General features: G+C 75.5%; 17 protein-coding genes. 7 read left to right on the top strand and 10 right to left on the bottom strand.

The genetic code is table 11. The features are described from left to right. Nucleotides 1-338: 338 nt before the first annotated feature. The gene (locus GV126_RS31505; protein ID WP_159672989.1) at nt 339-1,262 is read left to right on the top strand and encodes a sulfotransferase; all 924 of its coding nucleotides are present in this window, start codon (nt 339-341) and stop codon (nt 1,260-1,262) included. A 127-nt stretch (nt 1,263-1,389) separates the two neighbouring features. On the opposite strand, the gene GV126_RS31510 is transcribed toward GV126_RS31505, so the two are convergent. Continuing rightward, nucleotides 1,390-2,076, bottom strand: a complete 687-nt coding sequence (locus tag GV126_RS31510) for a helix-turn-helix transcriptional regulator (protein WP_159672991.1) — start codon at nt 2,074-2,076, stop codon at nt 1,390-1,392. Nucleotides 2,077-2,285: 209 nt separating this feature from the next. On the opposite strand from GV126_RS31510, the gene GV126_RS31515 reads away from it, so the two are divergent. Then, complete coding sequence (locus tag GV126_RS31515) at nt 2,286-5,534, top strand: bifunctional cytochrome P450/NADPH--P450 reductase (protein ID WP_159672993.1); 3,249 nt, start codon at nt 2,286-2,288, stop codon at nt 5,532-5,534. Nucleotides 5,535-5,580: 46 nt separating this feature from the next. Here GV126_RS31515 and GV126_RS31520 read toward each other — a convergent pair whose 3' ends face one another. Both GV126_RS31520 and GV126_RS31525 read right to left on the bottom strand, forming a co-directional pair. Further along, on the bottom strand, nt 5,581-6,816 hold the full coding sequence (locus tag GV126_RS31520) for an MFS transporter (RefSeq protein ID WP_236570204.1): 1,236 nt from the start codon (nt 6,814-6,816) through the stop codon (nt 5,581-5,583). 231 nt (nt 6,817-7,047) lie between these two features. Beyond that, complete coding sequence (locus GV126_RS31525) at nt 7,048-7,593, bottom strand: hypothetical protein (protein ID WP_159672996.1); 546 nt, start codon at nt 7,591-7,593, stop codon at nt 7,048-7,050. 72 nt (nt 7,594-7,665) lie between these two features. Between GV126_RS31525 and GV126_RS31530 the strand changes: the two genes are divergently transcribed. Beyond that, entirely contained in the window at nt 7,666-8,415 is a 750-nt protein-coding gene (locus GV126_RS31530) for a PaaX family transcriptional regulator C-terminal domain-containing protein (protein ID WP_159672998.1), read from the top strand. Nucleotides 8,416-8,461: 46 nt separating this feature from the next. Here GV126_RS31530 and GV126_RS31535 read toward each other — a convergent pair whose 3' ends face one another. Then, nucleotides 8,462-9,262, bottom strand: coding sequence for a pectate lyase (locus tag GV126_RS31535; RefSeq protein WP_159673000.1), 801 nt, complete (start codon nt 9,260-9,262; stop codon nt 8,462-8,464). A 483-nt stretch (nt 9,263-9,745) separates the two neighbouring features. Here GV126_RS31535 and GV126_RS31540 point away from each other — a divergent pair, with 483 nt between their 5' ends. The 3 genes from GV126_RS31540 to GV126_RS31550 all read left to right on the top strand — a co-directional run bounded on the left by GV126_RS31540 (nt 9,746) and on the right by GV126_RS31550 (nt 16,422). Further along, nucleotides 9,746-11,083, top strand: a complete 1,338-nt coding sequence (locus GV126_RS31540; protein WP_159673002.1) for an SGNH/GDSL hydrolase family protein — start codon at nt 9,746-9,748, stop codon at nt 11,081-11,083. A 353-nt stretch (nt 11,084-11,436) separates the two neighbouring features. Then, nucleotides 11,437-12,096 carry a hypothetical protein gene (locus tag GV126_RS35965; RefSeq protein ID WP_185946878.1) on the top strand — a complete coding sequence of 220 codons (660 nt, stop codon included), beginning with the start codon at nt 11,437-11,439 and terminating at the stop codon, nt 12,094-12,096. A gap of 21 nt (nt 12,097-12,117) precedes the next feature. Further along, nucleotides 12,118-16,422, top strand: coding sequence for a cation-translocating P-type ATPase (locus GV126_RS31550; RefSeq protein WP_159673006.1), 4,305 nt, complete (start codon nt 12,118-12,120; stop codon nt 16,420-16,422). Nucleotides 16,423-16,508: 86 nt separating this feature from the next. On the opposite strand, the gene GV126_RS31555 is transcribed toward GV126_RS31550, so the two are convergent. Beyond that, on the bottom strand, nt 16,509-17,588 hold the full coding sequence (locus tag GV126_RS31555; protein ID WP_159673008.1) for an NADH:flavin oxidoreductase/NADH oxidase: 1,080 nt from the start codon (nt 17,586-17,588) through the stop codon (nt 16,509-16,511). A 119-nt stretch (nt 17,589-17,707) separates the two neighbouring features. Here GV126_RS31555 and GV126_RS31560 point away from each other — a divergent pair, with 119 nt between their 5' ends. Then, nucleotides 17,708-18,085, top strand: coding sequence for an ArsR/SmtB family transcription factor (locus tag GV126_RS31560; RefSeq protein WP_159673011.1), 378 nt, complete (start codon nt 17,708-17,710; stop codon nt 18,083-18,085). Between the two features lie 129 nt (nt 18,086-18,214). Here the strand turns inward: GV126_RS31560 and GV126_RS31565 are convergent, their stop codons facing one another. From GV126_RS31565 to GV126_RS31585, 5 genes are all read right to left on the bottom strand, one after another. Next, nucleotides 18,215-19,561, bottom strand: a complete 1,347-nt coding sequence (locus tag GV126_RS31565; RefSeq protein ID WP_159673013.1) for an FAD-dependent oxidoreductase — start codon at nt 19,559-19,561, stop codon at nt 18,215-18,217. 237 nt (nt 19,562-19,798) lie between these two features. Then, nucleotides 19,799-20,476 carry a TetR/AcrR family transcriptional regulator gene (locus GV126_RS31570; RefSeq protein ID WP_159673015.1) on the bottom strand — a complete coding sequence of 226 codons (678 nt, stop codon included), beginning with the start codon at nt 20,474-20,476 and terminating at the stop codon, nt 19,799-19,801. Nucleotides 20,477-20,625: 149 nt separating this feature from the next. Next, entirely contained in the window at nt 20,626-21,324 is a 699-nt protein-coding gene (locus GV126_RS31575; RefSeq protein WP_159673017.1) for an HAD family hydrolase, read from the bottom strand. A gap of 15 nt (nt 21,325-21,339) precedes the next feature. Then, entirely contained in the window at nt 21,340-22,077 is a 738-nt protein-coding gene (locus tag GV126_RS31580; RefSeq protein ID WP_159673019.1) for a phosphatase PAP2 family protein, read from the bottom strand. 92 nt (nt 22,078-22,169) lie between these two features. Then, nucleotides 22,170-23,105, bottom strand: a complete 936-nt coding sequence (locus tag GV126_RS31585; protein ID WP_159673021.1) for a M56 family metallopeptidase — start codon at nt 23,103-23,105, stop codon at nt 22,170-22,172. Nucleotides 23,106-23,219 lie beyond the last annotated feature (114 nt).

Consider the following 23,219-nt stretch of genomic DNA (forward strand, 5'->3'; position numbering starts at 1 on the left):
CGCGCCGGCCTCCCCCTCGGCGGCGGGGCCGGGCCAGCCCCCTTCCCCCCCCCCCACAACCCCCGGGGGGCGGGGGGGGGCGGGGGGGGGGAGGCGCCGGGGGGCGGGGGGCCCCCCCGCCGGCCGGGGGGGGGTCCGGGGGGGGGCGGGGGGGGCCCGGGCCCCCCCCCCCCCCGGGCCGGGGGGCGCCCCCCCGCCCCGCCTCCCGCACCCGCCGGCACCTCTCAAGCCCACCGAACCCTCTCTTAAGGCTTTGCTCATTCTTGGGTCCTACATTGCGCCGCAGAGAGCTTCGGGAGAGCCGCCGCGGTGTCGCGCGCGGCGGGAGAAGGGCAGGCATGACGGAGAGCAGCGGGTCGCCGGGGGCCACGCCCCCGAGGGCGGCGAGGACACAACTGGCCAGGAGCGCGGCACTGCTGGTGCCTCCCATCGGGCGCCTGCTCCGGCAGCGCGACCGGCTGCGGACGACCTGCCGCCGGCTGCGCGAGGAACGGGACCGGGCGTGCCGGGAACGGGACACCTTCCGGGCCGAGCGGGACGCGCTGGTGCTGTCGGTCGCGGACCCCGGCCCCGGGGCGGCCCGGCCGGCCGCCACCGAGAGCGTGGGCGGCCACGAGCCGGACCTGCAGTACCTGTTCGTGCTCACCTACGGCCGGTCCGGCTCCACCCTGCTGCAGAACCTGCTCAACGCGATCCCCGGTGTGCTGGTGAGGGGCGAGAACCACGGCGTGCTGTACGAGCTGTACCGCTTCCACAGCACAGTCCTGCACCACCGCGACCGCCTCGCCAGACCCGAGCCGCTGCCCCCCTTCCACCCCTGGTGGGGCATCGACGGCTATCCGGAGGCGGAGGCGCTGGCGGGGATGCGCCGGCCGGGGCTGGACCCCCTCCTCCGCCCCCGCCCCGACTCGCGGGTCGTGGGCTTCCAGGAGATCTCCTGGCCGGAGGAGGACCCCGCCGACTACGTGGCCTTCCTGCGGCGGCTGTTTCCCGGCGCGCGGTTCGTGTTCAACACCCGCGACCTCGCCGACGTGGCGCGCAGCAAGTGGTGGGCGACCATGCCGGACGCCCCGCAGCGGCTGGCACGGATCGAGCGGCGGATGAGCGAGGTCGTCGAGAGCCTGGGGGAGGCGGCCGTCCGCGTGCACTACGACGACTACTGCGCCGACCCGGAAACCCTGCGCCCCTTGCACACATGGCTGGGCGGCGAGTTCGACGTGGAACGTGTGCGCACCGTGATGGCCGTCCGCCACTCCTACTGAGAGCGCTCCGCCACCCCTGCCGGGCGCGCGGTCCCGGGGACGGCCCCGAGTCCCGGAGAGTCACGGTCCCGGGACGGGCCGAGTCCCGGAGAGCCCGGCCCGACCGGGCCACCGGGCGCCCGGCCCGTCATCCGCGCTCCGCGGTGGCCGGCGGCCAGGCCTCGCGGTCCAGGACCCCCAGCGTGTAGGCCCGGGCCACCAGCGCCGTACGGCCGCGCACGCCCCACCGCCGGGACAGCCGCGCCAGGTGGTAGTTGACGCCGTCCACGGTCAGGCCGACCGCCTTGGCGATCCGCGCGGTCGTGGCGCCGCCCGCCGTCAGGGCGAGGATCCGCGCCTCCGTCCCGCTCACCTCTTCGGCTCCGGTCGCCGCGGCGGCGCTCTCGGCGCGTTCGCCCAGCACCCGCACCAGCAGCATCAGCGCCGGCGGAGCGTCCGGGGTGTCACTGACCGGGTCGACGTCCATCTCCCCGTACCGCTCGACCCCCTTCGCGGTGGACCAGCTCACCTCGACCGGGTAGCGCGACCTGCGGCCCAGCCGTACCGCCTCGGCGATCGGATGGAGCCGGGTGCGGGTGCGCGGACGGAAGAAGTCCAGCGCGTTGCGCCCGCGCATCTGCCCCGACAGCATGCCCCACTCCGCGGCCATCGCCGGGTTGGCCAGCAGGATGACGCCCGCGGTGTCGCACAGTGCGACCGGCATCGGCAGCCGGTCGAGCAGCAGGATGACCCGGTTGCGCCAGGTGATCGCCTGCTGACGCCAGGCAGCGGCGGCCGGGGAGTCGTACGGCGGCCCGCTCGCCTCGAGATCCATGGAACGCTCCTCGCCCGCAGTGCCCTGCGCCGCCTTGCGGATGCCGCGCGCTTTGGCAAGCCCGACGCGCACCGGCCTACTACATGATTATGTAGTGCTGTGGACGTCCGGCGTGTCCGCGCCGGGCGACGGTTGAGGAGAGCGCCGGACCACGCACCCCACGGGCGGCTCCGGCACCCCCTTGACCCCACGGAAGGCGGCCCGCGTCCATGTCCGCGACTCTGCTCCCCCCGCAGCCCGGCAGCCACGGCGGCATCCCCGTCGTCGAGGTCCGCGGCGGCATCCCCGTCGTCGACGTCTCCCACGCGCCGAGCAGCACACCGACCCTGCGGACCATGGACCTGCTCCGGCAGCACGGTCCGGCCCTCTTCCAGCGCCAGCACGGGCGGGACACGCTGTTCGTCGGCAGCCTGGAGCTGGCCAGCGAGCTGGCCGACGAGCAGCGCTTCTGCAAAGCCGTCGGTCCGGCCCTGGTCAACGTCCGCGAGTTCGCCCACGACGGCCTGTTCACCGCGTACAACGACGAGCCCAACTGGGCCAAGGCGCACGACATCCTGATGCCCGCCTTCGCCCTCGGCTCGATGCGCACCTACCACCCGGTGATGCTGCGCGTCGCCCGCCGGCTGATCGACGCCTGGGACCGCCGGTGCGCGGCCGGCGAGGCGGTCGACGTGCCCGGCGACATGACCCGGATGACCCTGGACACCATCGGCCTGGCCGGTTTCGGCTACGACTTCGGCTCCTTCGCCCGCACCGAGCCGCACCCCTTCGTGGACCCCCTGGTGCGCTGCCTGTACTGGTCGATGACCAAGCTCAGCCGCGACCCGGCCGCCGATCACTCGCGCACCGACGAGGCGTTCCGCGCCGACGCCGCCTTCCTCGCCGAGGTCGTGGACGAGGTCATCGCGGCACGCACCGCTCCCGGCGCGCCCGCACCCGAGAACGACGACCTGCTGGGGCTGATGCTCAACGCCACCCACCCCGCGGACGGCACCGCACTCGACCTGGAGAACATCCGCAACCAGGTCATCACCTTCCTGATCGCCGGGCACGAGACCACCTCGGGCACCTTGTCCTTCGCCCTGTACAACCTGGTCAAGCACCCCACCGCGCTGCGCCTGGTGCAGCGCGAGGTGGACGAGCTGTGGGGCGGGCAGGCCGACCCCGAGCCGGATTTCGAGGACATCGGCCGCCTGCGGTACACCCGCCAGGTGCTCAACGAGACGCTGCGGCTGTACCCGCCGGCCCCGGCCTTCTCGCGCCAGGCCCGCCAGGACACCGTCCTGGGCGGCATCGCGCTGCGCGCCGGGCAGTCGGCGACGGTGGTGACCCCGATGCTGCACCGGGACCCGGTGTGGGGCGACAACCCCGAGCTGTTCGACCCGGCCCGCTTCACCCCCGAGGCGGAAGCGGCCCGCTCCCCGCACGCCTTCAAGCCGTTCGGCACCGGGGAACGCGCCTGCATCGGCCGGCAGTTCGCCCTGCACGAGGCCACCATGCTGCTCGCCCTGCTGGTCCACCGCTACCGGCTGATCGACCACGCCGGCTACCGGATGAACCTCAAGCAGGCGCTCACCATCAAGCCCGACGGCTTCACCCTGGCCCTCGCCCCGCGCACCCCGGCCGACCGCGCCGCGACCCGCGCCGCCCTGCCCACGGCCGCCGCCGCGCACGCCGACACCGCGCCGGCCGACGGCGGCGACCGGCCCACCCGCGTCCGGCAGGGCACGGGCGTGCTGGTGCTGCACGGCTCCAACTACGGCACGTGCCGCGACTTCGCCGGCCGGCTCGCGGACGCCGCCGCCGAGATCGGCTGCGACGTCACCGTCGCCCCGCTCGACGCCCACACCGGTGCCCTGCCCACCGACCGGCCCGTCGTCATCGCCGCGGCCTCCTACAACGGCCGGCCCACGGACGACGCGGCCGCCTTCGTGCAGTGGCTCGAGACCGCCGGAGGCGGCGCAGCCGACGGCGTCACCTACGCCGTCCTCGGCGTCGGCGACCGCAACTGGTCCGCCACCTACCAGCGCGTCCCCACCCTCATCGACGACCGGCTGGCCGCACTCGGCGGAACCCGGCTGCTGCGGCGCGCCGAGGCCGACGCCGCGGGCGACCTGACCGGCGCGGTCAAGGCGTTCACCGCCGCGCTGCGCACCGCCCTGCTCACCGCCCACGGCGACCCCGCCACCGCCGGCGCACCCGGCGAGGCCACCGAAGAAGGCCCCGCCTACACCGTCACCGAGATCACCGGCCCTCCGCTGGACGCGCTCGCCGCCCGGCACGGCATGGTGGCGATGACCGTCACCGAGACCCGCGCCCTCACCCGCCCCGGCCACCCGCGGGTCAAGCGCTTCGTACGCCTGGCCCTGCCCGAGGGGCAGACCTACCGCACCGCGGACCACGTGAGCGTGCTGCCCGCCAACGACCCGGCGCTGGTCGCACGCGCCGCCCGGATCCTGCGGGTGGACCTGGACACCGTCCTCGCCGTCACCGCGCGCCGCCCGCGCCGCGACGGTATCGCGGTCGACCGGCCCGTGACCGTGCGCGAGCTGCTCACCCGGTACGTCGAACTGCAGGACCGCCCGAGCGCCGAGCAGCTGGCCCTCCTCGCCGGGCTCGACCCCTGCCCGCCGGAGCGCAAGGCCCTGCAGGCCCTGGCCGAGGACGCCGACGCCCGCGCCGCCGACCACCGCGGCCTGCTCGACGTCATCGAGGACCACCCGGCCCTGGCCGAGGCCCTGACCTGGCCGGTGCTGCTGGAGCTGCTGCCGCCGATCCGGCCGCGCCACTACTCGGTGTCGTCCTCGCCCGCGAGTGACCCGCACCACGTCGACCTGATGGTCTCCGTCCTGAGCGCCCCCGCACGATCGGGCCGGGGCACCTACCGCGGCACCGGTTCCGGCTACCTGGACGGAGTGCGCCCCGGCGACACCGTGTACGCCCGGATCCAGCCGTGCCGGGAGGCCTTCCGCATCGACCACGACCCCGACACCCCGGTGATCATGATCGCGGCCGGCACCGGCCTGGCCCCCTTCCGGGGCGCCATCGCCGACCGGCTCGCCCTCGCGGTGCGCGGCACGCCGCTCGCCCCGGCCCTGTGCTACTTCGGCTGCGACGCTCCCGACGCCGACTACCTGCACCGCGAGGACCTGCGCGCCGCCGAGCTGGCCGGCGTGGTGCGGATGCGCCCGGCCTTCAGCGAGGCGCCGGTGGACGGGCAGCGCTTCGTCCAGCACCGGATCGCCGCCGAGGCCGACGAGGTGTGGAAGCTGCTCGACGCCGGCGCGAAGGTCTACGTCTGCGGCGACGGCGGCCGGATGGCCCCGGGCGTGCGCGAGGCGTTCCGGGCGATGTACACCCGGCGCACCCCGGGCGCCGACGCCGCCGACGCCATCGCCTGGCTGGAGGCGCTGGTCGCCGAGGGCCGCTACGTCGAGGACGTCTACACCGCCGGCTGAACCGCCCCGGGCGACGGGCCGCCGGAACGGTTCGGCCGGTGGCCCGTCACCCGGCCGGTGCCGTGCCCCTGCGCTCCGTGAGCCAGCCCAGCAGGCCGAGGACGGGGAGCGCGGCACCGAAGAAGGCCAGGGCCGTCCAGCCGCCCGCGTGATAGGCGAGGGAGCCGAGCTGGGAGCCGAGGGCGCCGCCGAGGAAGAACGTGGCGATGAAGGCGCTGTTGAGGCGGGAGCGGGCGGCCGGGTCGAGCCGGTAGATGGTGTGCTGGCCGACGATCAGGCTGGTCTGCACGGCCATGTCGAGCAGCACGGCCGCCGCCCCGAGCAGCAGCACACTGTGCCGGCCGGCCCCGGCCACCGCGAACGCCGCGGCGCCGACGGCGAACGCCGCGCCGGTGGCCGCTCGGCCCCGGCCGTGGTCGGCCCACCGCCCGGCGGGCGGTGCGACGGCCGCGCCGGCCGCCCCGACCAGCGCGAACAGGCCGACCCCGAGCTGCGAGTAGTGGTAGCCGGGGCCGGTCAGCAGATACGACACGGTCGTCCAGAAGGCGCTGAAGGCGCCGAACATCGCCGACTGGTACAGCGCCCGGCGGCGCAGCGGCGCGTGCTCGCGCAGCAGCCGCGCGGTGGACGCCAGCAGCCTGCCGTAGGGGACACGGGTGGTGGGCGCGCGCTCGGGGAGCGCGAGCCGCAGCACCACCGCGAGGACGGCCATGAGGACGGCGGAGGCCAGGTACACCACCCGCCAGCCGGCCGCCTCGGCGACCAGGCTGCCCACCGTCCGTGACAGCAGGATGCCGACCAGCAGCCCGCTCATCACCCGCCCGACGATCCGGCCCCGCGCGTGCTCGGGCGCGAGGTCGGCGGCGAGCGGCACGAGTATCTGCGCCACCACCGAGGTCACCCCGACCACCAGCGCGGCCCCGAGCAGCACCGGGAAGGCCGGAGCGGCGGCGGACAGCGCCAGGGCCGCCGTGGTCACGGCCAGCAGCACGGCGACCAGCCGCCGCTTCTCCGTCCGGTCACCGAGGGGGACCAGCAGCACCATGCCCGCCGCGTAGCCCAGCTGGGTGACCGTGATCAGCGCTCCCGCGGTGACCGTGTCGATGCCGAAGGAGCCGCGCAGGGAGGACAGCAGGGGTTGAGCGTAGTAGAGGTTGGCGACGGTGAGGCCGCAGGCGACGGCGAGCAGGCCGACCAGCCCGCGCGAGGGGCCCGTGCCGGGCGCCGTCGCGGCGGGGTCGTGCGCCGTGGGGGAGATCCGGGTGTCCTGGGAGTGCGTCACACCTGTGTACAAGCGTCCGGTGCCACCCGCTCTTCCAGGCGTCCGCGATGCGGACAGGTCCGACCGGCCCGAGCGGGCTCGCCGCGCCCGAGGCGCACGCAGAGATCCCGGCCCGATTACGGCGGGCCGGGATCTCCGGGTCATGCCTGTGTTCGCGGTGCCCCGGCCCGATTACGGCGGGCCGGGGGCACGGCATCTCTCGTATCGCGACGGTCGTCTCTCCTGCTGTGATCAGTCGTCGTCCCGGTCGCCCTTGCCGCCCTTGTCGTCCCGGTCGTCGTGGTCGCGGTCGTGGACGATGCGGAAGCTGGCGAGCACGCCGTCCCTGACCTTGACGGCGTCGGTCTTGCCCGGGTTGACGCCGTTGCTGGTGCTGTGCGGGCCGACGGTGGCGATGGGGGCGCCGTTGTCGCAGGTGGCGCCGCGGAACACCTCGACGGTCTTACGGCTGTCGTTGCGGATGTTGAAGCTGGTGGAGCCCAGTCCGCTGATGACGGTCACGCAGCCGGTCGGGTGCGCCGAGTAGGAGCGCTCGTTGACGTGGATCCAGCCCTCCTCGCGGTGCTTGCGGCCGTGGTCGTTGCCGCGGTCGTTGCCGTGGTCGTTGCCGCCGTGGTCGTTGCCTTCGTTGCCCTTGCTGTTGTTGTTGTTTCCGCTGTCGCCGCCCATGGGGGCCTGCTGGACGGCGGCGACAGCGGAAACACCCTGTATCTCTGTTCGTTCCTGGGTCCGTGTCTGGTGCCGTTCCTGCTGCTGTTCCGCGAGAGAGGAGGCCATACGGCCAGTGTTGCACTTTTCCTACAGGTGCAGCAATACTGCAACAAAAAGAGGTCCGTACAGTACGGGATCATGAACGCCTCCCCGGATCCCGCCGCGGTCGACCTGCGTCCGCTGTCCGCGCGGTCCGTCGTGCTGAGCCTGCTGCTGGGCACCCACCCGCCCGAACTGCCCGTGAAGGACCTGCTGCGGGCCGTCGAGCCCTTCGGTATCGGCGGATCCACGCTGCGCGCGGCGCTGAGCCGGATGGTGGCCGCCGGCGACCTGCGGCGCGCCGACGGCGTCTACGGCCTCAGCGACCGGCTGCTGGAGCGCCAGCGGCGGCAGGACGCGGCCGTGCACCCGCGCACCCGGCGCTGGGACGGAGCATGGGAGATGGCCGTGGTGACGGCGACCGGCCGCGGGCCCGCCGAACGCGCCGACCTGCGGGCCCGGCTGACCGCCCTCAGGCTCGCCGAACTGCGCGAGGGAGTCTGGCTGCGCCCGGCCAATCTGCTGCGCCCCTGGCCCGACGGCCTGGACGGTGTCGTCGCGCGGTTCACCGCCCGGCCCGCGGAGCCCGCCCGCGACCTGGCCGCCCGCCTGTGGCCGGTGGTCGCGTGGGCGGACACGGCCCGGGCGCTGCTCGCGCATGTCGCGCGCGCCGATCGCCCGGCCGACCGGTTCACCGTGCTGGCCGCCGTGGTGCGCCACCTGCTCGCCGACCCCGTCCTGCCGGCCGCGCTGCTGCCCGCCGACTGGCCGGGCCCGGCGCTGCGCACCGCCTACACCGGCTACCGGCGGGGGCTGACCGAGGAGATGCTGGGCCGGGCCGGCCGATGACCGGCCGGCCCGGCCCGGTGGTGCGGTGTCCAGCCGCCGGTGACGGTCAGCTGTAGGTGATGTCGGACGCCGAGTAGCGGCAGTACGTGCCGTCCGGGCCACTGCCGACCTCGGTCGGCTCGTCCCCGGTGCTGTTGCCCTCGTACCGCACGCACGGCTTGATCTTCTTGGAGCTGTCGCCGTGGATGCGGATCTTGCTCAGGGTGGCCGTGTCGCCGTAGTTCTGGTTGATGCCGACGATCGCCTTGCCGGGGGCGGTGACGTCGACGTCGCTGACGGAGACCGTGCGCTTGTACTGGGTCTTGCAGTTGCCGCAGGAGCGCACCAGCTTGCCGAAGTCCTCGACCTGGAACTGGGTGACCGTCAGCTTCCCGGCACCGTTGAACTGGAAGACCTTGTCCGAGGCCTTCCGGGCGCCGCCGCCGGTCACGGTGTACACGGACGACGACGACTTGCCCTGGAAGGTCGCCGCGTCCTCGCCGACGTCCTCCCACCAGACGTTCTGCAGCGTGCAGCTGCCCAGGCAGTGGATGCCGTCGGCGGCGGGCGAGCCGATGACGACGTTCTTCAGGACGGCGCCGTCGGCCAGTTCGAGCAGCGGTCCCTGGTCCTCGTCCTGGCCGCCGGTGCCCAGGTCGCCGCTGCCGTACAGGCGCTTCATCCCGTAGTCCTTGGTGCCGGAGACGGAGATGGTCTTCGTCACCGCCTGGCTCCCGGTCGGGGTGGGCCAGGCGGTGGCGGCCTGCGCGGTCGGTCCTGTCGTGAACATGGCAAGCGAGAGGCCGAATGCGGCCAAGCCGCCGACCAGGGCGCGCCGCCGAGTGCGCGGATGTGCTGCGGACGTCATGGGGGGTGTCCCTTCTGGTGGTCCGGAGGGCCTTGTCTGGTCGCGTACGTGAATGGCATGCAATCTGCGGAACGTGACGCCCCCTTTTGTCCGCCCTACCCGGGCCTCAGGACTTCGGCGGGTCACGTTTCTGAACGGACCGTAGAGGGCAAGCGCTTTCTGGTCAACGCCTCGCGTCGAATGTGTTGCAGGTGGCTTGGTGGGTGTGCCGTCCTCTTGTGGGAGCGCTTCCATGATGATTGTGTCCATGTCACCATGCCGGTGTGCGGTGCCGTCGGCCCGAACCGCGCGCAGGACCCGCACGCCCCGGCCTGCGCGCACCGACCCGCGTACGCCGCCTGCGCGCGCCGCGCCGCGCGCGCCGTGCCGGGAGACGGACCGAGGCCGCGGGACCGGGTACGCCGTGCCGGGTGCCTGGGTACGTCTTCGGCTGCGCGTTCCCGGCCGGCTGCGCGCCGTCGTCCCGCCCCCCGGAGGAGGCCCGTGAAACCGCCCCGCAGCAGAGCACGACTCGCCGACCGCGTCACCGCCTGCGTCCTGGCGCTCGCCCTCGCGGTCACCGTCTCCGCGCTGACCGCGCTGGTACGCGACCCGCAGCGCGCACCGGCCGCCGCCTCGCCGGCCGCGCCGGCCGGACCGCACTGGGTGAACACCTGGACCGCGATGCCGCAGCTGACCGAGCCCGCCAACCTGCCGCCCGCCCCCTTCACCGGTGACCACGCCGTGCTGGTCGACACCACCGTGCGCCAGACGGTGCGCGTCTCCACCGGAGGCCACCGCCTGCGGCTGCGTTTCTCCAACGCCTTCGGCGACACGCCGCTGCCGCTCACCGCCGTGACGGTGGCACGGCCCTGGGACGGACGGTCCGGCGTCAGCGCGATCGAGCCCGGTACGACCCACCGGGTGACCTTCTCGGGCCGGATGTCGACCACCGTCCCCGTCGGCGCGCAGGTCGTCTCCGACCCGCTCGACCTCGATCTGCCGTCCGCCTCCCGCCTGACCGTGACGGTCTACCTGGCCGACGGCCAGCAGTCGCTCGCCCTCACCTCGCACCCGGGTTCCCGTACGACGTCGTACCTGATCCGCGGCGACCACACCGGGGACACGGACCTGCCCGGGGCGACCCCGGTCGACCACTGGTACCTCCTCAGCGACGTGGAGGTGCTGGCGGGCTCCGCCACCCGGGCCGTCGCCGTCCTCGGCGACTCGCTGAGCGACGGACGCGGGGCCACCACCAACGCCGACAACCGCTGGCCCGACCAGCCCTACGACCGTTTCCGCGCCCGCCCCGCCACCGCCGGCCTCGCCGTCCTGAACCAGGCCGCCGGCGGCAACCGCGTCCTCGACGACGGCCTCGGGCCCAACGCCCTCGCCCGGCTCGACCGGGACGTGCTCGCCCGCAGCGGCGTGGCCTGGCTGATCGTCTTCGAGGGCGTCAACGACATCGGCACCGCCGAGGCCACGCCGGCGGCTCAGCGGCGCGTCACCGACGATCTCATCGCCGCCTACCGGCAGATCGTCGTCCGCGCCCACGCCCAGGGCATCCGCGTCTACGGCGCCACGCTGCTGCCCTTCGGCGGCAACACCCTGTACGACGATCCGGCCGGCGAGCGGGAGCGGTCCCGCCAGGCGGTCAACCGCTGGATCCGCGCGAGCGGGCCCTTCGCCGCGGTGACCGCCTTCGCCCGGGCGGTGCGGGCCCCCGCCGCGCCGAGCCGCCTGCGGCCCACCCTGCAAGTGGGCGACTGGCTGCACCTCAACCCCGAGGGCTACCGCATCCTCGCCGACACGGTCCCCGCGGGGCTGTTCCGACGGCCCTGAGAAACCCGCGCCCCGGCCGACAAGAGATGCCCGGCCTACAAGGGACCGCAGCCGACAAGGGACCCCGTGCCAATGAGGAACCCGCCCCGGCCGACGAGGACCCGCGCCCTCGGCCGACAAACAACCCACGCCCCGCGCGCCGCGGACACCGCGCGCGCCCCCGCCCCCCGGCCCGGTGGCGCAGACCCCCGAGTCGGCGTTCCCTGGGAGTGCGGGTACACGAAACGGTGTTGCGGAAGGCCGAGCAGAAGGCCCAGCAGGCCGAGAAAGCCGAGAAGGGCGGGATGACCTGCGCGGCCGAGGGCACCCGGGGGACGGACACGGAAGAGATCTCACCCCAGGCGAGGAGAGTCATGGCTGAGCAGAAGTCGTCGTCGCTTCTTACGGCGCCGCTGCACGGCGCGGCCTCGGTACTGCGGAGGGTGCCGGGCGCCGGGGTGGTGGGCAGGGCCGCGCAGGAGACGCTGGACAGGGTCGGCGCCATGTCGCCGCGGGGGCGGCGCATGGCGGTGTACACGGGTGCCGGGGTCCTCGGCGTGGCCGGGGTGGTGGAGTGGCCCGTCGCGCTGACCGGCGCGGCCGTGGCCTGGCTCACCCAGCCCCGGCCCGAACGCTCCGCACCGGCGCAGGCGCTGGAAGAGACCACGGACGGCGGGCAGTCCGCGGCGGCTCAGCCCGCCGCGGGGGAGGCGGCCCCGGGCGGCGGCCCCGAGACCGGCGAGGGGGCACCCGAAGGCGGGACCGGTGCAACCGAGCCGGCCCGCAAACGCGCCCCGAACCGCAAAGCCGCGCCCGCCCAGGACGTCGGCTCCGCGGCGCTGACGTCGTCACCGCCGTCACCGCAGGCCGCGGCCCGGTCCCGGTCCGCCCCGGACACCGGCGCCACCGGCCGACCGGCGGTGGAGCAGCCGAAGACGTCCACCGAAGGGCCTGCCACGGGCAGGTCGGCCCCCGGGCAGGCGTCCAGCGGACCGCTCGGACCCACGGCCCGGCCCGGCCGCACCACCCGCTGAGAGGAGCGCTGAGGAAAAGTCATGGTGCTCGGTCTGCTGACGGCGCCGTCCGCCGCCGTCCGGCTGGTCACGCGGGCGAGCGCCCCGGCGGTGGGTATGGCCGCCGGGGCGCTCGCGGGGACGGCGCGCGCCGGTGTGCGCAGCGCGGATGCGGCGGTGCGGGTCACCCGGGTCGCCCGTGGTGCGCTGCCCGGCGCGGGAGCGCACTGGCGCTCCGGTACCCGCGCGCACCTCGCCCTGCGCGCCGCCGAGCCCGAGCGGGTCCACCGGGCCGGAGGCATCGAGCACGTGGCACGCCGTGTGGCCGCCGCGCTCGCGGAACACCCCGACGTGCTCTTCGCGTACTGGGACCAGGGCCTGGGCCGCCTGGTCCTGGCCGCCACCGGCGACGAGGTCACCGACGAGGTCGTCGAGCACGCGGCCGACCTGGCCGCCCGGCACGGCCTGGCCCCCGGCGGCGACCCCGATGAACCCGTCCACCCGGCCGACCCCGCCGGGGTCCGGGCGGCCGCGGCCACGCTCGCCACCGACGTCGTCGGCATCGCCGTGGCCCTCACCGCCTCCGCGCTGCGCCTGCCGCCGTCGTCCCGCGTGGTGACGGCCGCGGTGACCCTGCTGCGCGAGAACCCCCGCTTCCGCGCCTGGCTGCGGGACCGGCTGGGCAGCGACCGCATGGACCTGCTGCTGGCCGGCGCGAACGCCGCCGCCCACGGCACCGGGCAGACCCCGACCGCACTGGTGCTCGACGGGGTGCTGCGCGCCTGTCAGCTGGCCGACACGGTCGCCCGGGCCGCCGCGTTCGACACCTTCCACGACCGCCTGTGCGGCCCCGACCGCCTCAGCGTCCCCGCGGACCGCTCCCCCCGGCCGCCGCTGCGGACGGCGCCTGCGCAGGAGTACGCCAACCACGCCTCGGCGGGCAGTCTGGCGGGCGCGGCGGCGACGCTGCTGGTCAAGCACCGCACGACCGAGGCCGCCGAGGCGGTGCTGGCCGGTTCGCCCAAGGCGGCGCGGTACGGGCCCGCCGTCTTCCACAGCGTGCTCAGCGCCGCCCTGGCCCGCACCGGGGTGCTGGTGCGCGACCCGGAGCGGCTGCGCCAGCTGGAGATGACCGGCACCCTCGTACTGCATCCCAGCGCGCTGCGGACCGAGCGCGGTGAGCTCGACCCGTGGGCGGAGCCCGTCCTGGACGCCGCCCGGCGCGCCGGACTGCGCGTCGTCCTGGTGGACGACCCGGCCCTGGAGGATCTCGTCGGCCTCGCCGACGAGGTCGTCGACGCCCGCCGGCCCTTCGACGACGTGGTGTACGGGGTGCGGGGCGGTGACGAGGGCAAGGCGGTGCTCACCGTCGCCCGGGTGCGGTCGGCCGACGATCGCGACGTGTCGGCCGGGCTGCGCGGCAGCGACCTCGCCGTCGCCCTCACCGACCGCGACGGCGCGGTCGTCTGGTCCGCGGACGTCCTGGCCCTGCACGGCCTGCCCGACGTGTGGCGGCTGCTGACCGCGGTCCCGGCGGCCCGGGGCGTGGGCCGGCGCGCCCAGACCCTGGCCCGCTCCGGTGCCGCCCTGTCCGGGCTGCTCGTCGCCGTCGGTGAGGCCAAGAGCGGGCGCGGCCGCAGGTCCGTCCTGCCCGGGCTGCGGCACGCCCCCGTCGACGCCGCCGCGGCCGCCGCCCTGCTGTCGGGCACCCGCGCCGCGCTCGGCGTGGCCGCCGCGCGTGCCCCGCGCCCGCGCCCGCGGGTGCACTGGCACGAACTGGGCACGGCCGAGGCCCGCGCCCGGCTCGCCCGCGTGGCGGTCGCCGAGCCGACCGGGGCGGGGACGGCCACCGCCCGGGTGCGCAAGACCGTCGGCGCCGCCTTCGGGCGCCCGGTGCTCGCCCCGGCGCGCTGGACGTTCCAACTGGGCCGGGCCGTGCGCGGCGAACTGCACGACCCCCTCACCCCGGTGCTGGCGGTCGGCTCGGCGGCGTCGGCGATCCTCGGCTCCGTCATGGACGCGCTGCTCGTGGTCGGCGCGCTGGACCTCAACGCACTGATCGGCGGTGTCCAGCGGCTGCGCGCCGAGCGGGCGCTGTCCGGGCTGCTCGCCGACCAGCAGCGCAAGGCACGGGTGGCGCCCCCGGAGAGCGAGGCCCCGGCCGGCGGGACCCGCCCCGTGGACGCCGGCCGGCTGCGCCCCGGCGACGTGATCGAACTCAAGGCGGACGACGTGGTGCCCGCCGACGCCCGCCTGCTGTGGGAGGACGGCCTGGAGGTCGACGAGTCCGCGCTGACCGGCGAGTCCCTGCCGGTGGACAAGCAGATCGCCCCCACGCCGCACGCCGCCGTCGCCGACCGGCTCTGCATGGTCTTCGAGGGCACGACCGTGGTGGCCGGACAGGCCCGGGCCGTGGTGGTGGACACCGGCGAGAGCACCGAGGCCGCCCGTGCCGTGCACCTGGCGGCCCGCACGCCCCCGGCCGGCGGGGTCCAGGCCCGGCTGCAGGAACTGACCGCCAAGGCGCTGCCGTTGACCCTCGCGGGCGGGGCCGCGGTGACCGGCCTGGCCCTGCTGCGCGGCACCCCCATCCGCGAGGCGGTCAGCGGAGGCGTCGCCGTCGCCGTGGCCGCCGTGCCCGAAGGGCTGCCGCTGGTGGCCACGGTGGCCCAGTTGGCCGCGGCCCGGCGGCTCAGCCGCGGCGGGGTGCTCGTGCGCACCCCGCGCACGCTGGAGGCGCTGGGCCGGATGGACACGCTCTGCTTCGACAAGACCGGAACCCTCACGGAGAACCGGCTGCGGGTGGTGCGGATCGCCGACGCCGGCGGCACGGTGCACGCGGTGGCGGACGAGGCCGCCGCGGACGCGCTGCGGGCGGCGGCGAGGGCCTGCCCGCAACTCGACGGCGGCTCCGACCGGCCCGTGCACGCCACCGACGAGGCCGTCCTCGACGCGGCGGGGCCCGACCCGGACTGGACGGAACTCGACAGCGTCCCCTTCGAAGCCGCCCGCAACTACGCGGCGGCCGTCGGCCGCTCCGGCGACGGCCCGCGGGTCCTGGTGGTCAAGGGCGCCCCGGAGACCGTCCTGCCCGCCTGCCGGGACCTGACCTCCGACGCCTCCGAGGCGGCCCACGCGCTGGCCGGTGACGGACTGCGGGTCCTCGCGGTGGCGCGGCGGCCTCTCGCCGAGCCGGAGGCGGAGGCCGACGTCCTCGAACAGCCCCTGCACGAGCTGGAGTTCACCGGCCTGCTGGCGCTGTCCGACGTGGCCCGCGAAACCTCCACGGCCTTGGTGCAGGGCCTGTACGAGGAAGGCGTACGACCGGTCATGCTCACCGGCGACCACCCGCAGACCGCCCGGGCGATCGCCACCGAACTGGGCTGGCCCGCGGACACCACCGTGGTCACCGGCGACGAACTGGCCGCGGCGGACCGGCGGGCGCGGGCGCGCATGCTGCGCGACGCGGGCGTGGTGGCCCGGGTCGCGCCCGAGCAGAAACTGCAGGTCGTGGAGGCGCTGCGGGACGCCGGCCGGGTGGTCGGCATGGTCGGCGACGGCGCGAACGACGCGGCGGCGATCCGCGCCGCCGACATCGGCGTCGGCATCAACGCCCGCGGCTCGGCCGCCGCGCGCAACGCCGCCGACATCGTCCTGACCGACGACGACCTCACCGTCCTGATCGACGCGATCGGCGAGGGCCGCGCCCTGTGGCACAGCGTCGCCGACGCCATCGCCATCCTCATCGGCGGCAACGCCGGCGAGGGCGGCTTCGGCATCCTCGGCACCCCGCTGTCCGGCAGGGCCCCGCTGCCCACCCGGCAGATGCTCATGGTGAACCTGTTCACCGACCTGTTCCCGGCCATGGCGGTGGCGGTGACCCCCAAGGAGGACGCCGAGCAGGCCCGCGCCGGGTCGCCCGAGGACGTGGCCGGCGGCGTCCTCGGCGAACCGCTGATCCGGCAGATCCGCCACCGGGCCCTGACCACCTGCCTGGGCGCGGTCACGGCCTGGCTGATCGGCCGCTTCACCCCGGGCACGGCCCGGCGCTCCGGGACGATGGCCCTGTGCGGGGTGGTCGGCACCCAGCTCGCCCAGACGCTGCTGGACCGCCGGGACAGCCCGCTGGTGCGGCTGACGTCCCTGGGGTCGGCTCTGGCCCTGGTCGCCGTGATCCAGACGCCCGGCGTCAGCCGCCTCTTCGGCTGCACCCCGCTCGGCCCGGTCGGCTGGGCGGGCGTGGTCGCGGCCATCGCCCTGGCCCTGGCGGGCCAGCGGGTGCTGCCCGGCCTGGAGAAGACGGTGACGCGGCTGCTGCCGGAGGGACGGGCTGGCACCGGGAACTGACGCCCTGACGGCTGCTCCGTTCACCGGAGGGCGGGGCGGCGCCGCGGATCGGTGGCCGCCGCCCCGGTATCCGCGAGGCCCCTGCCTCAGACGGAGCGGTGGTACTGGTCCGGCACGTGCACCTCGCCGCCCAGCTCGCGGGCCGCGTGGCGGGCCCAGGACGGGTTGCGCAGCAGCTCACGGCCCAGCAGGACCGCGTCGGCCTCACCGCCCACGAGGATCTTCTCGGCCTGGCCGGCCTCGGTGATCAGCCCCACCGCGGCGACCGGCATCGGCGTCTCGGCCTTGACGCGCGCGGCGAAGGGGACCTGGTAGCCCGGGCCCGTCGGGATGTCCACGCGGGCGGCGTTGCCGCCGGTGGAGACGTCGAGCAGATCGACGCCGTGGGCGTGCAGGTCCGCCGCCAGGCGCACCGTGTCGTCGGCCGTCCAGCCGCCCTCCTCCAGCCAGTCCGTGGCGGAGACGCGGAAGAACAGCGGCTTGTCCTGCGGCCACACCGCCCGCACCGCGTCCACGACCTCCAGCGCGAAGCGCACGCGGTTCTCGTAGGAGCCGCCGTAGGCGTCGGTGCGGTGGTTGGAGTGCGGGGAGAGGAACTCGTGGATGAGGTAGCCGTGGGCGCCGTGGATCTCGACGACCTCGAAGCCCGCGGCCAGGGCCCGGCGGGCCGCGTCCGTGAACTGCCGGACGACGGCGCGGATGTCCTCGGTGCTCAGCTCGGTGGGGACGGGGTGCCCCTCGTCGAAGGGCACCGCGCTCGGCGCCACCGGCTGCCAGCCGTGCTCCTCGGGTCCGACGGGAGCCCCGCCCTTCCAGGGGCGCTCGGTCGACGCCTTGCGGCCGCTGTGCGCGAGCTGGATGCCCGGCACCGTGCCCTGGCCGCGCAGGAAGCCGGTGATCCGGCGGAACGCCTCGACCTGGGTGTCGTTCCAGATGCCGAGGTCGTAGGGGGAGATCCGGCCCTCCGGCGAGACCGCGGTGGCCTCCACGAGGATCAGCCCGGTGCCGCCGGCCGCGCGCGCCGCGTAGTGCGTGAAGTGCCAGTCGTTCGGGGTGCCGGTTCCAGGCCCCTCGGGCTCCGCCGAGTACTGGCACATCGGTGCCATCCAGACGCGGTTCGGGATCGTCACTTCGCGCAGGGTGAAGGGCTCGAAGAGCGCGCTCACGGCGGACTCCAATCGTTACGGGACCGATGGCTGTCTTGTACGATAAGCCTCGTAGTACGGTAGGTGTCAAACTACGATGTTCCTCGTAGGATGAGGGCACCGTACGAACTGGAGCCGCCGTGACCGCCACCGACCCCGTTCCCGCTGCCGGCAGCCGTGACCTTCCGCACCCCGCGCGGGAGGAGATCCGCCTGGAGGGCGTGCTGCACGCGCTGTCCGACCCCCTGCGGCTGCAGATCGTGCGCGAACTGGACCGGGCCGGACGGGAGTTGTCCTGCTCCTGCTTCGAACTTCCGGTCACCAAGTCGACCACCACGCACCACTTCCGCGTGCTGCGCGAGGCCGGCGTGATCCGGCAGGTCTACCGGGGCACCGCGAAGATGAACGACGTGCGCCGCGACGACCTGGACGCGCTGTTCCCGGGGCTCCTCGACACCGTGCTCGACGCGGCGGCCCGACAGGCCGCCCGGCAGTCGGTCGGCGCGGCGGCCGACTGAGCCGGCCTCACTCCGGAACTGCTCACCGCCCGCGCGCCGGCGTGCGGCACCGTTCGGGGAACGAGGGAACAGGGCACAGGTAAGCGCCGGACCCGCTGGATTCTCCGGCGCGGTCGAAGCGGCCGACCGCTACGAGCCTGCGCCGCGCGCCGCCGCCCGCAGCGACTCCCAGTCGGGCAGCTTGACCACGCCGCGCCCGAGGGAGGCGCCGAGCCGGGCCTCGGCCCGTTCGATCGCCTGCCAGCCGGCCCACTCGACCGGCTCGACCCCGTCGGCGCGCAGCGCGGCGACGGGATCCTCGGGCACCTCGGCCCGTGCCAGCGCGGGCGCGTCCGCGAGCAGGGACGTCACCGTCTCCTTCGCGCACGGCCGGTTGGTCCCGATGACACCCGTGGGCCCCCGCTTGATCCACCCGGCCACGTACTCGCCCGGCGCGACCGCACCGTCGCGCAGCACCCGCCCCTCCTGGTGCGGCACCGTGCCGGTCGCGGCGTCGAACGGCAGCCCGTCCAGCGGTACGCCGCGGTAGCCCACCGAGCGCAGTAGCAGCTGCGCGGCGACGTCCTCGTACCGTCCCGTCCCCGTGACCCCGCCCTGCCCGTCGGGCTCCGTCCGCTCGAACCGCACCGCCGCCACGCGGCCGTCCTCCCCGAGGACCTCGACGGGCCGGAGGAAGAAGCGCAGCCGGATGCGGCGGGCGGCGCCGCGGGGCGGGGCGGCGGCCCACCCGCGCAGCACCTCCACGTTGCGCCGCTGGGTGGCGGGCAGCGCCGAGGGGTCGGCGTATCCGGGATCCAGGGCCAGCTCCGCGGGGTCCACGACGACCTCGGAGTCGGGCAGGGCGCCCAGCTCGCGCAGTTCCTTGGTGGTGAAGCGGGCCTGCGAGGGGCCGCGCCGGCCCACCATGTGGATCTCGCGCACCTTGCTCGCGGCCAGCGCGGCGAGGGCCGTCTCGGGCATGTCGGTGGCGCTCAGCTCCGCCGGACCGCGGGCCAGGATGCGCGTGACGTCGACGGCCACGTTGCCCACCCCGACGACCACGGCGCTGTGCACGCCCCGCAGGTAGCCGGCGTCCACCGCGTCCGGATGGGCGCTGTACCAGGACACGAACTCCGTCGCCGACCAGCTGCCCGGCAGGTCCTCGCCCGGCACGCCGAGGTGGCGGTCGGTCGCCGCGCCCACGCAGTACACCACCGCGTGGTACAGCTCCCGCAGCCGGCCGGCGGGCACCCCGCCGGGGCCGCCGACCTGGACGCCGCCCAGGAACCGGACCCGCTCGTGCTCCAGGACCGTGCGCAGGTTGTTCTGCAAGGACTTGATCTTCTCGTGGTCCGGCGCCACGCCGTAGCGCACGAGCCCGTACGGGCACGGCAGCCGGTCCAGGACGTCGACGTACACGGAGGGATCCTGCTGGACGAGGCCCTGAGCGGTGTAGCACCCGCTCGGCCCCGAGCCGACGACGGCGACACGCAGCACGGCGGAACTCCTTACCCCGGCGGTCGGAGGAGAACGCTGAGAGATCGCTGATGCCTCCAGCACCTCCAGCATGGCAGCAAGCGGCCCGGCGGGGGAGTGGGGAAACGCCGCGCCGACGGCGTGTCGCACCACCGGGTTCCCGCCGCCGCGCCCGCCGTTCCCGCCCGGCCGCCTGCCGTGTCTGCCGCGCCTTTTCGTGCCTGCGCCGGGCGTACGCGCCTCCTGCGCCCGCCGGCCCTACCGCGCCTGCTGCTCGGCCGGCGGTGCTCCGTCGGCGAAGAGCCGGGTGACGTCCGTGCCGCGGGAACCGCCGCTCGCCCCGCCCTCCGGGGGCACCCCCAGGTCCCAGTCGAGCCCGTAGCGCCGGAACAGCTCCGCCCGCAGCACCGGCACCGGCATCGGCGCCCCCGGCACCAGCGCCGCGTAGACCGCACCCATGAGCAGGGCGCGCAGCCTCGGGTAGTCGGCGTCCACGTCCGGCGAGCCGTGCCGGGCCACGGTGTCCCGCAGCAGATGGGACAGCCGCTGCTGCTCGGGGCACTGCACGAACCCCTCTGCCTGCAGGATCTGGGCCATGTGGTGGCGCATCAGCATCGGCCGGTCCCGGGCCAGGCCGAGGATCGCGTCGATGGCGCGGGCCATCCGCTCCCGGCCGTCCTCCGTGCGCGGATCCCGCTCCAGTGCCTCCTCCAGCGTCTGGTGCATCAGCCGGTGCACGGCGGACTGCACCAGCTGCCGCTTGCCGGGGAAGTAGTACGACACCAGCCCGCGGGCCGATCCCGCCCGGTCGGCGATGTCGCCCAGGGTCGTCGCGTCGTATCCGCGCTCGCCCACCAGCTCGACCGTCGCCTGCAGCAGACGTTCCCGGGAACGCCGCCGCAACTCTTCATTGACCGAGGCGCTGCGCGGGGACATTCTGAAACTCCTGCGTTGACTGGCTGCCAGCCAACTATACTCAACGCGGGTCGGCCGCCCCCTGTGCGGGGCCGGTCGTGCTGTGGCCCGTCTCGGGCGACGCGGGGGATCGTCCGAGACGGGCCCGTTCGCGTGCCCCGATACCCGGCTCAGGCCGGGCCGCCCACCAGGTCCAGTACCGCTCGCAGCGCGTCGGGCCGCTGGGCGACCGGCAGGTGGTCCACGAAGTGCACCGCGCAGCCGAGAGCCGCCGCACCGCCGTCGGCGCGGCGGTCGTCGCCGACCATCACCACCTCCCGCGGATCCGCGCCGAGCCTCCCGCAGGCCGTCTCGAACAGCCGCGGGTCCGGCTTCTGCACGCCGTGCTCGTACGACAGCACGTACGCGTCGACGTAGCCGTCCAGCCCGTGCTCTCGGAACACCGGGCGCAGGTCCCAGCCGATGTTGCTCACCACGCCCACCTTGACTCCGCGTTCGTGCAGCGTGCGCAGCACCTCGGGAGCGTCCGGGTAGGGGGACCAGGCGGCCGGGGTCATGTGCCGCTCGTACAGCGCCTCGTGCAGCGCCGGGTCGGGCAGCAAGACCCGGCGGGACATGCCGGTGAAGGCCGCCCGGTGCAGTTCGGCGCTGCGGTCCCGGCTCTGCCAGACCCCGGCCAGTTCGTCGGGGACGCGGACGGGCGGTGCCCCGCCCGGCAGTGCCCCGGCCTCCTCCAGGGCGCGCGCCGTCGCGGCCAGCTCCGGCGGGTCGAGCACCACCCCGGCCGCGTCCAGCACGGCGCGCAGCCAGGACTCGGTGGACTCGACACGGAAGAGGGTTCCGGAGAAGTCGAAGAGGACAGCGGGCATGGCGACGATCATCGCCTACGGCGCCTGCGGTGACCAGCTCTCGCGCACCGGCCCTCGACCGGGCGCGGACCACCGCTGGTGCGCGGCCGCCGCCACGGCCACCACGGTCCCGCCCAGCAGCCAGCCGCCGAGGACGTCCGAGGGCCAGTGGACGCCGAGCCAGACCCGGGTCACCCCCACCCCGAGGACGCTGACCGCGGCGAGGGCCAGGGCGGCGGACCGCAGGGCGCGCCCGGCGCCGTGGCGGTGCAGCAGCCACAGCAGCAGGCCGCACACCACCGTGGCGGTCATGGCGTGGCCCGACGGGAAGGCCGCCTGGCGGGCGGAGTCCACCGGGTCGGGCCAGACGGGGCGGGGCCGGTCGACGGCCGCCTTCAGTCCGTGCTGCAGCAGCAGGGCCAGGGCGCAGGCGGCCGTCAGCCACACCGCCGTCCACCGGGCCGACCGGCGCGCGGCGAGCCCGAGCGCGACCGCCACGCACACCAGCCGCATGGTCAGCGGGTCCCACACCCAGTCGGTGAGGACGCGGACGACGCGGGTGGTGCCGTGCTCGGCCACCGCCCAGCGGTGACAGGCGCGGGCCACCGCCTCGTCGAACGCCATCAGCGGGGCCCAGCGGACGGCGACCAGCGCCGGCAGGACGGCGGAACACGAGCCGAGCACCCACGCCGCCCGCCCCGCGGCGGAGCGCGGGCCGGGCAGGCGGGACAGGCCGGGCTCGGTGGGCGGCGGGGTGACGGAGGCGCGGCGCATGAGCCCATCCTGACCGGCCGCCCAGGGGTGAAACCGTTCGACGGGCACAGGACGGGGGCACAGGACGGGATCTGCCTCCGCCCGTCGCCACGTCAGCCCAGGGCCCGCAGCCCCGGGACGATGGCCACCAGGACCGGGAGGACGGGCACGAGCGAGGCGACCGCCGTCAGGCGCAGGCGGTGGGCCGCGGGGAGCCGGTCCGGGGGCGTGAGCAGGCGGTGCACGCGCTGCGGAACCTGGGCCTGCGCGGTGGGGCAGGGGCCGAACACGCCCCGGTCCTCGTTCAGTTCGACCAGGGCGAGCGCGGTGGTCAGCCGGCCGTGGCGGCGCGAGGCCATGTCGTCGGCGGCGAGTTCGACCAGGCGGTGCATCTCGTCGCGGAACGCGGCGAACACCGGCACCTGCGGAAAGCCGTCCGCCAGCGCGGCCGAGCAGTGCAGCAGCCAGTGGTGCCGGGCCCGCGCGTGACCCTGCTCGTGGGCGAGGACGGCGTCCAGCTGCCGCCCCTTCAGACGGCGCAGGGCGGCCGTGGTGACCACCAGCCGGGGCGCCGCGCCGGGCAGCCACCACGCGTCGGGCCGGTCGCCCTCCAGCACCACGAGCCGGCCGGTACCGGGTTCCTCACCGGGCAGCAGCGGGGCGCGCAGGAGGAGTTCGGCACGTCGGCGCCGCCGCCGGGCCCGGGCCCGTACGACCTCGCGGACCAGCATCGCCGCACTCCACACGGCGCCGGAGGCGAGCGCCACCGCCGTGGTGGGCGCCCAGGCCCCGGCCGCGCCGAACGCGTAGGCCTCCACCACTCCGCGCGGCGCCGTGGCGAACACATGACCTCGCACCGCCTGCCAGGCCGCCGCGGCGCTCAACGTCATCGACAGCGCGCAGCACAGCAGAACGGCGGCCACCACGCACTGCCACACCCACAGCGCCACCACCGGTTCCCGGTCCGGCCAGTCGGCCCGGGCGAGCATCCGGGGAGCGGCGACGGCGGTCAGCGCGCCGAGCAGCAACAGGACCGCGGGGACCATCATGCGAGCACCTTATGAGCGCCCGCCCGCTCACGGGTACGGACCCACGCGGCAAAGTGACACACACCACGACCCGGCCCTGTGCCCCCGAACCCCCCTCACGGCTCGAACTCAGCC

It is taken from the genome of Streptomyces mexicanus (assembly GCF_902506575.1).
Lineage (GTDB): Bacteria > Actinomycetota > Actinomycetes > Streptomycetales > Streptomycetaceae > Streptomyces > Streptomyces mexicanus.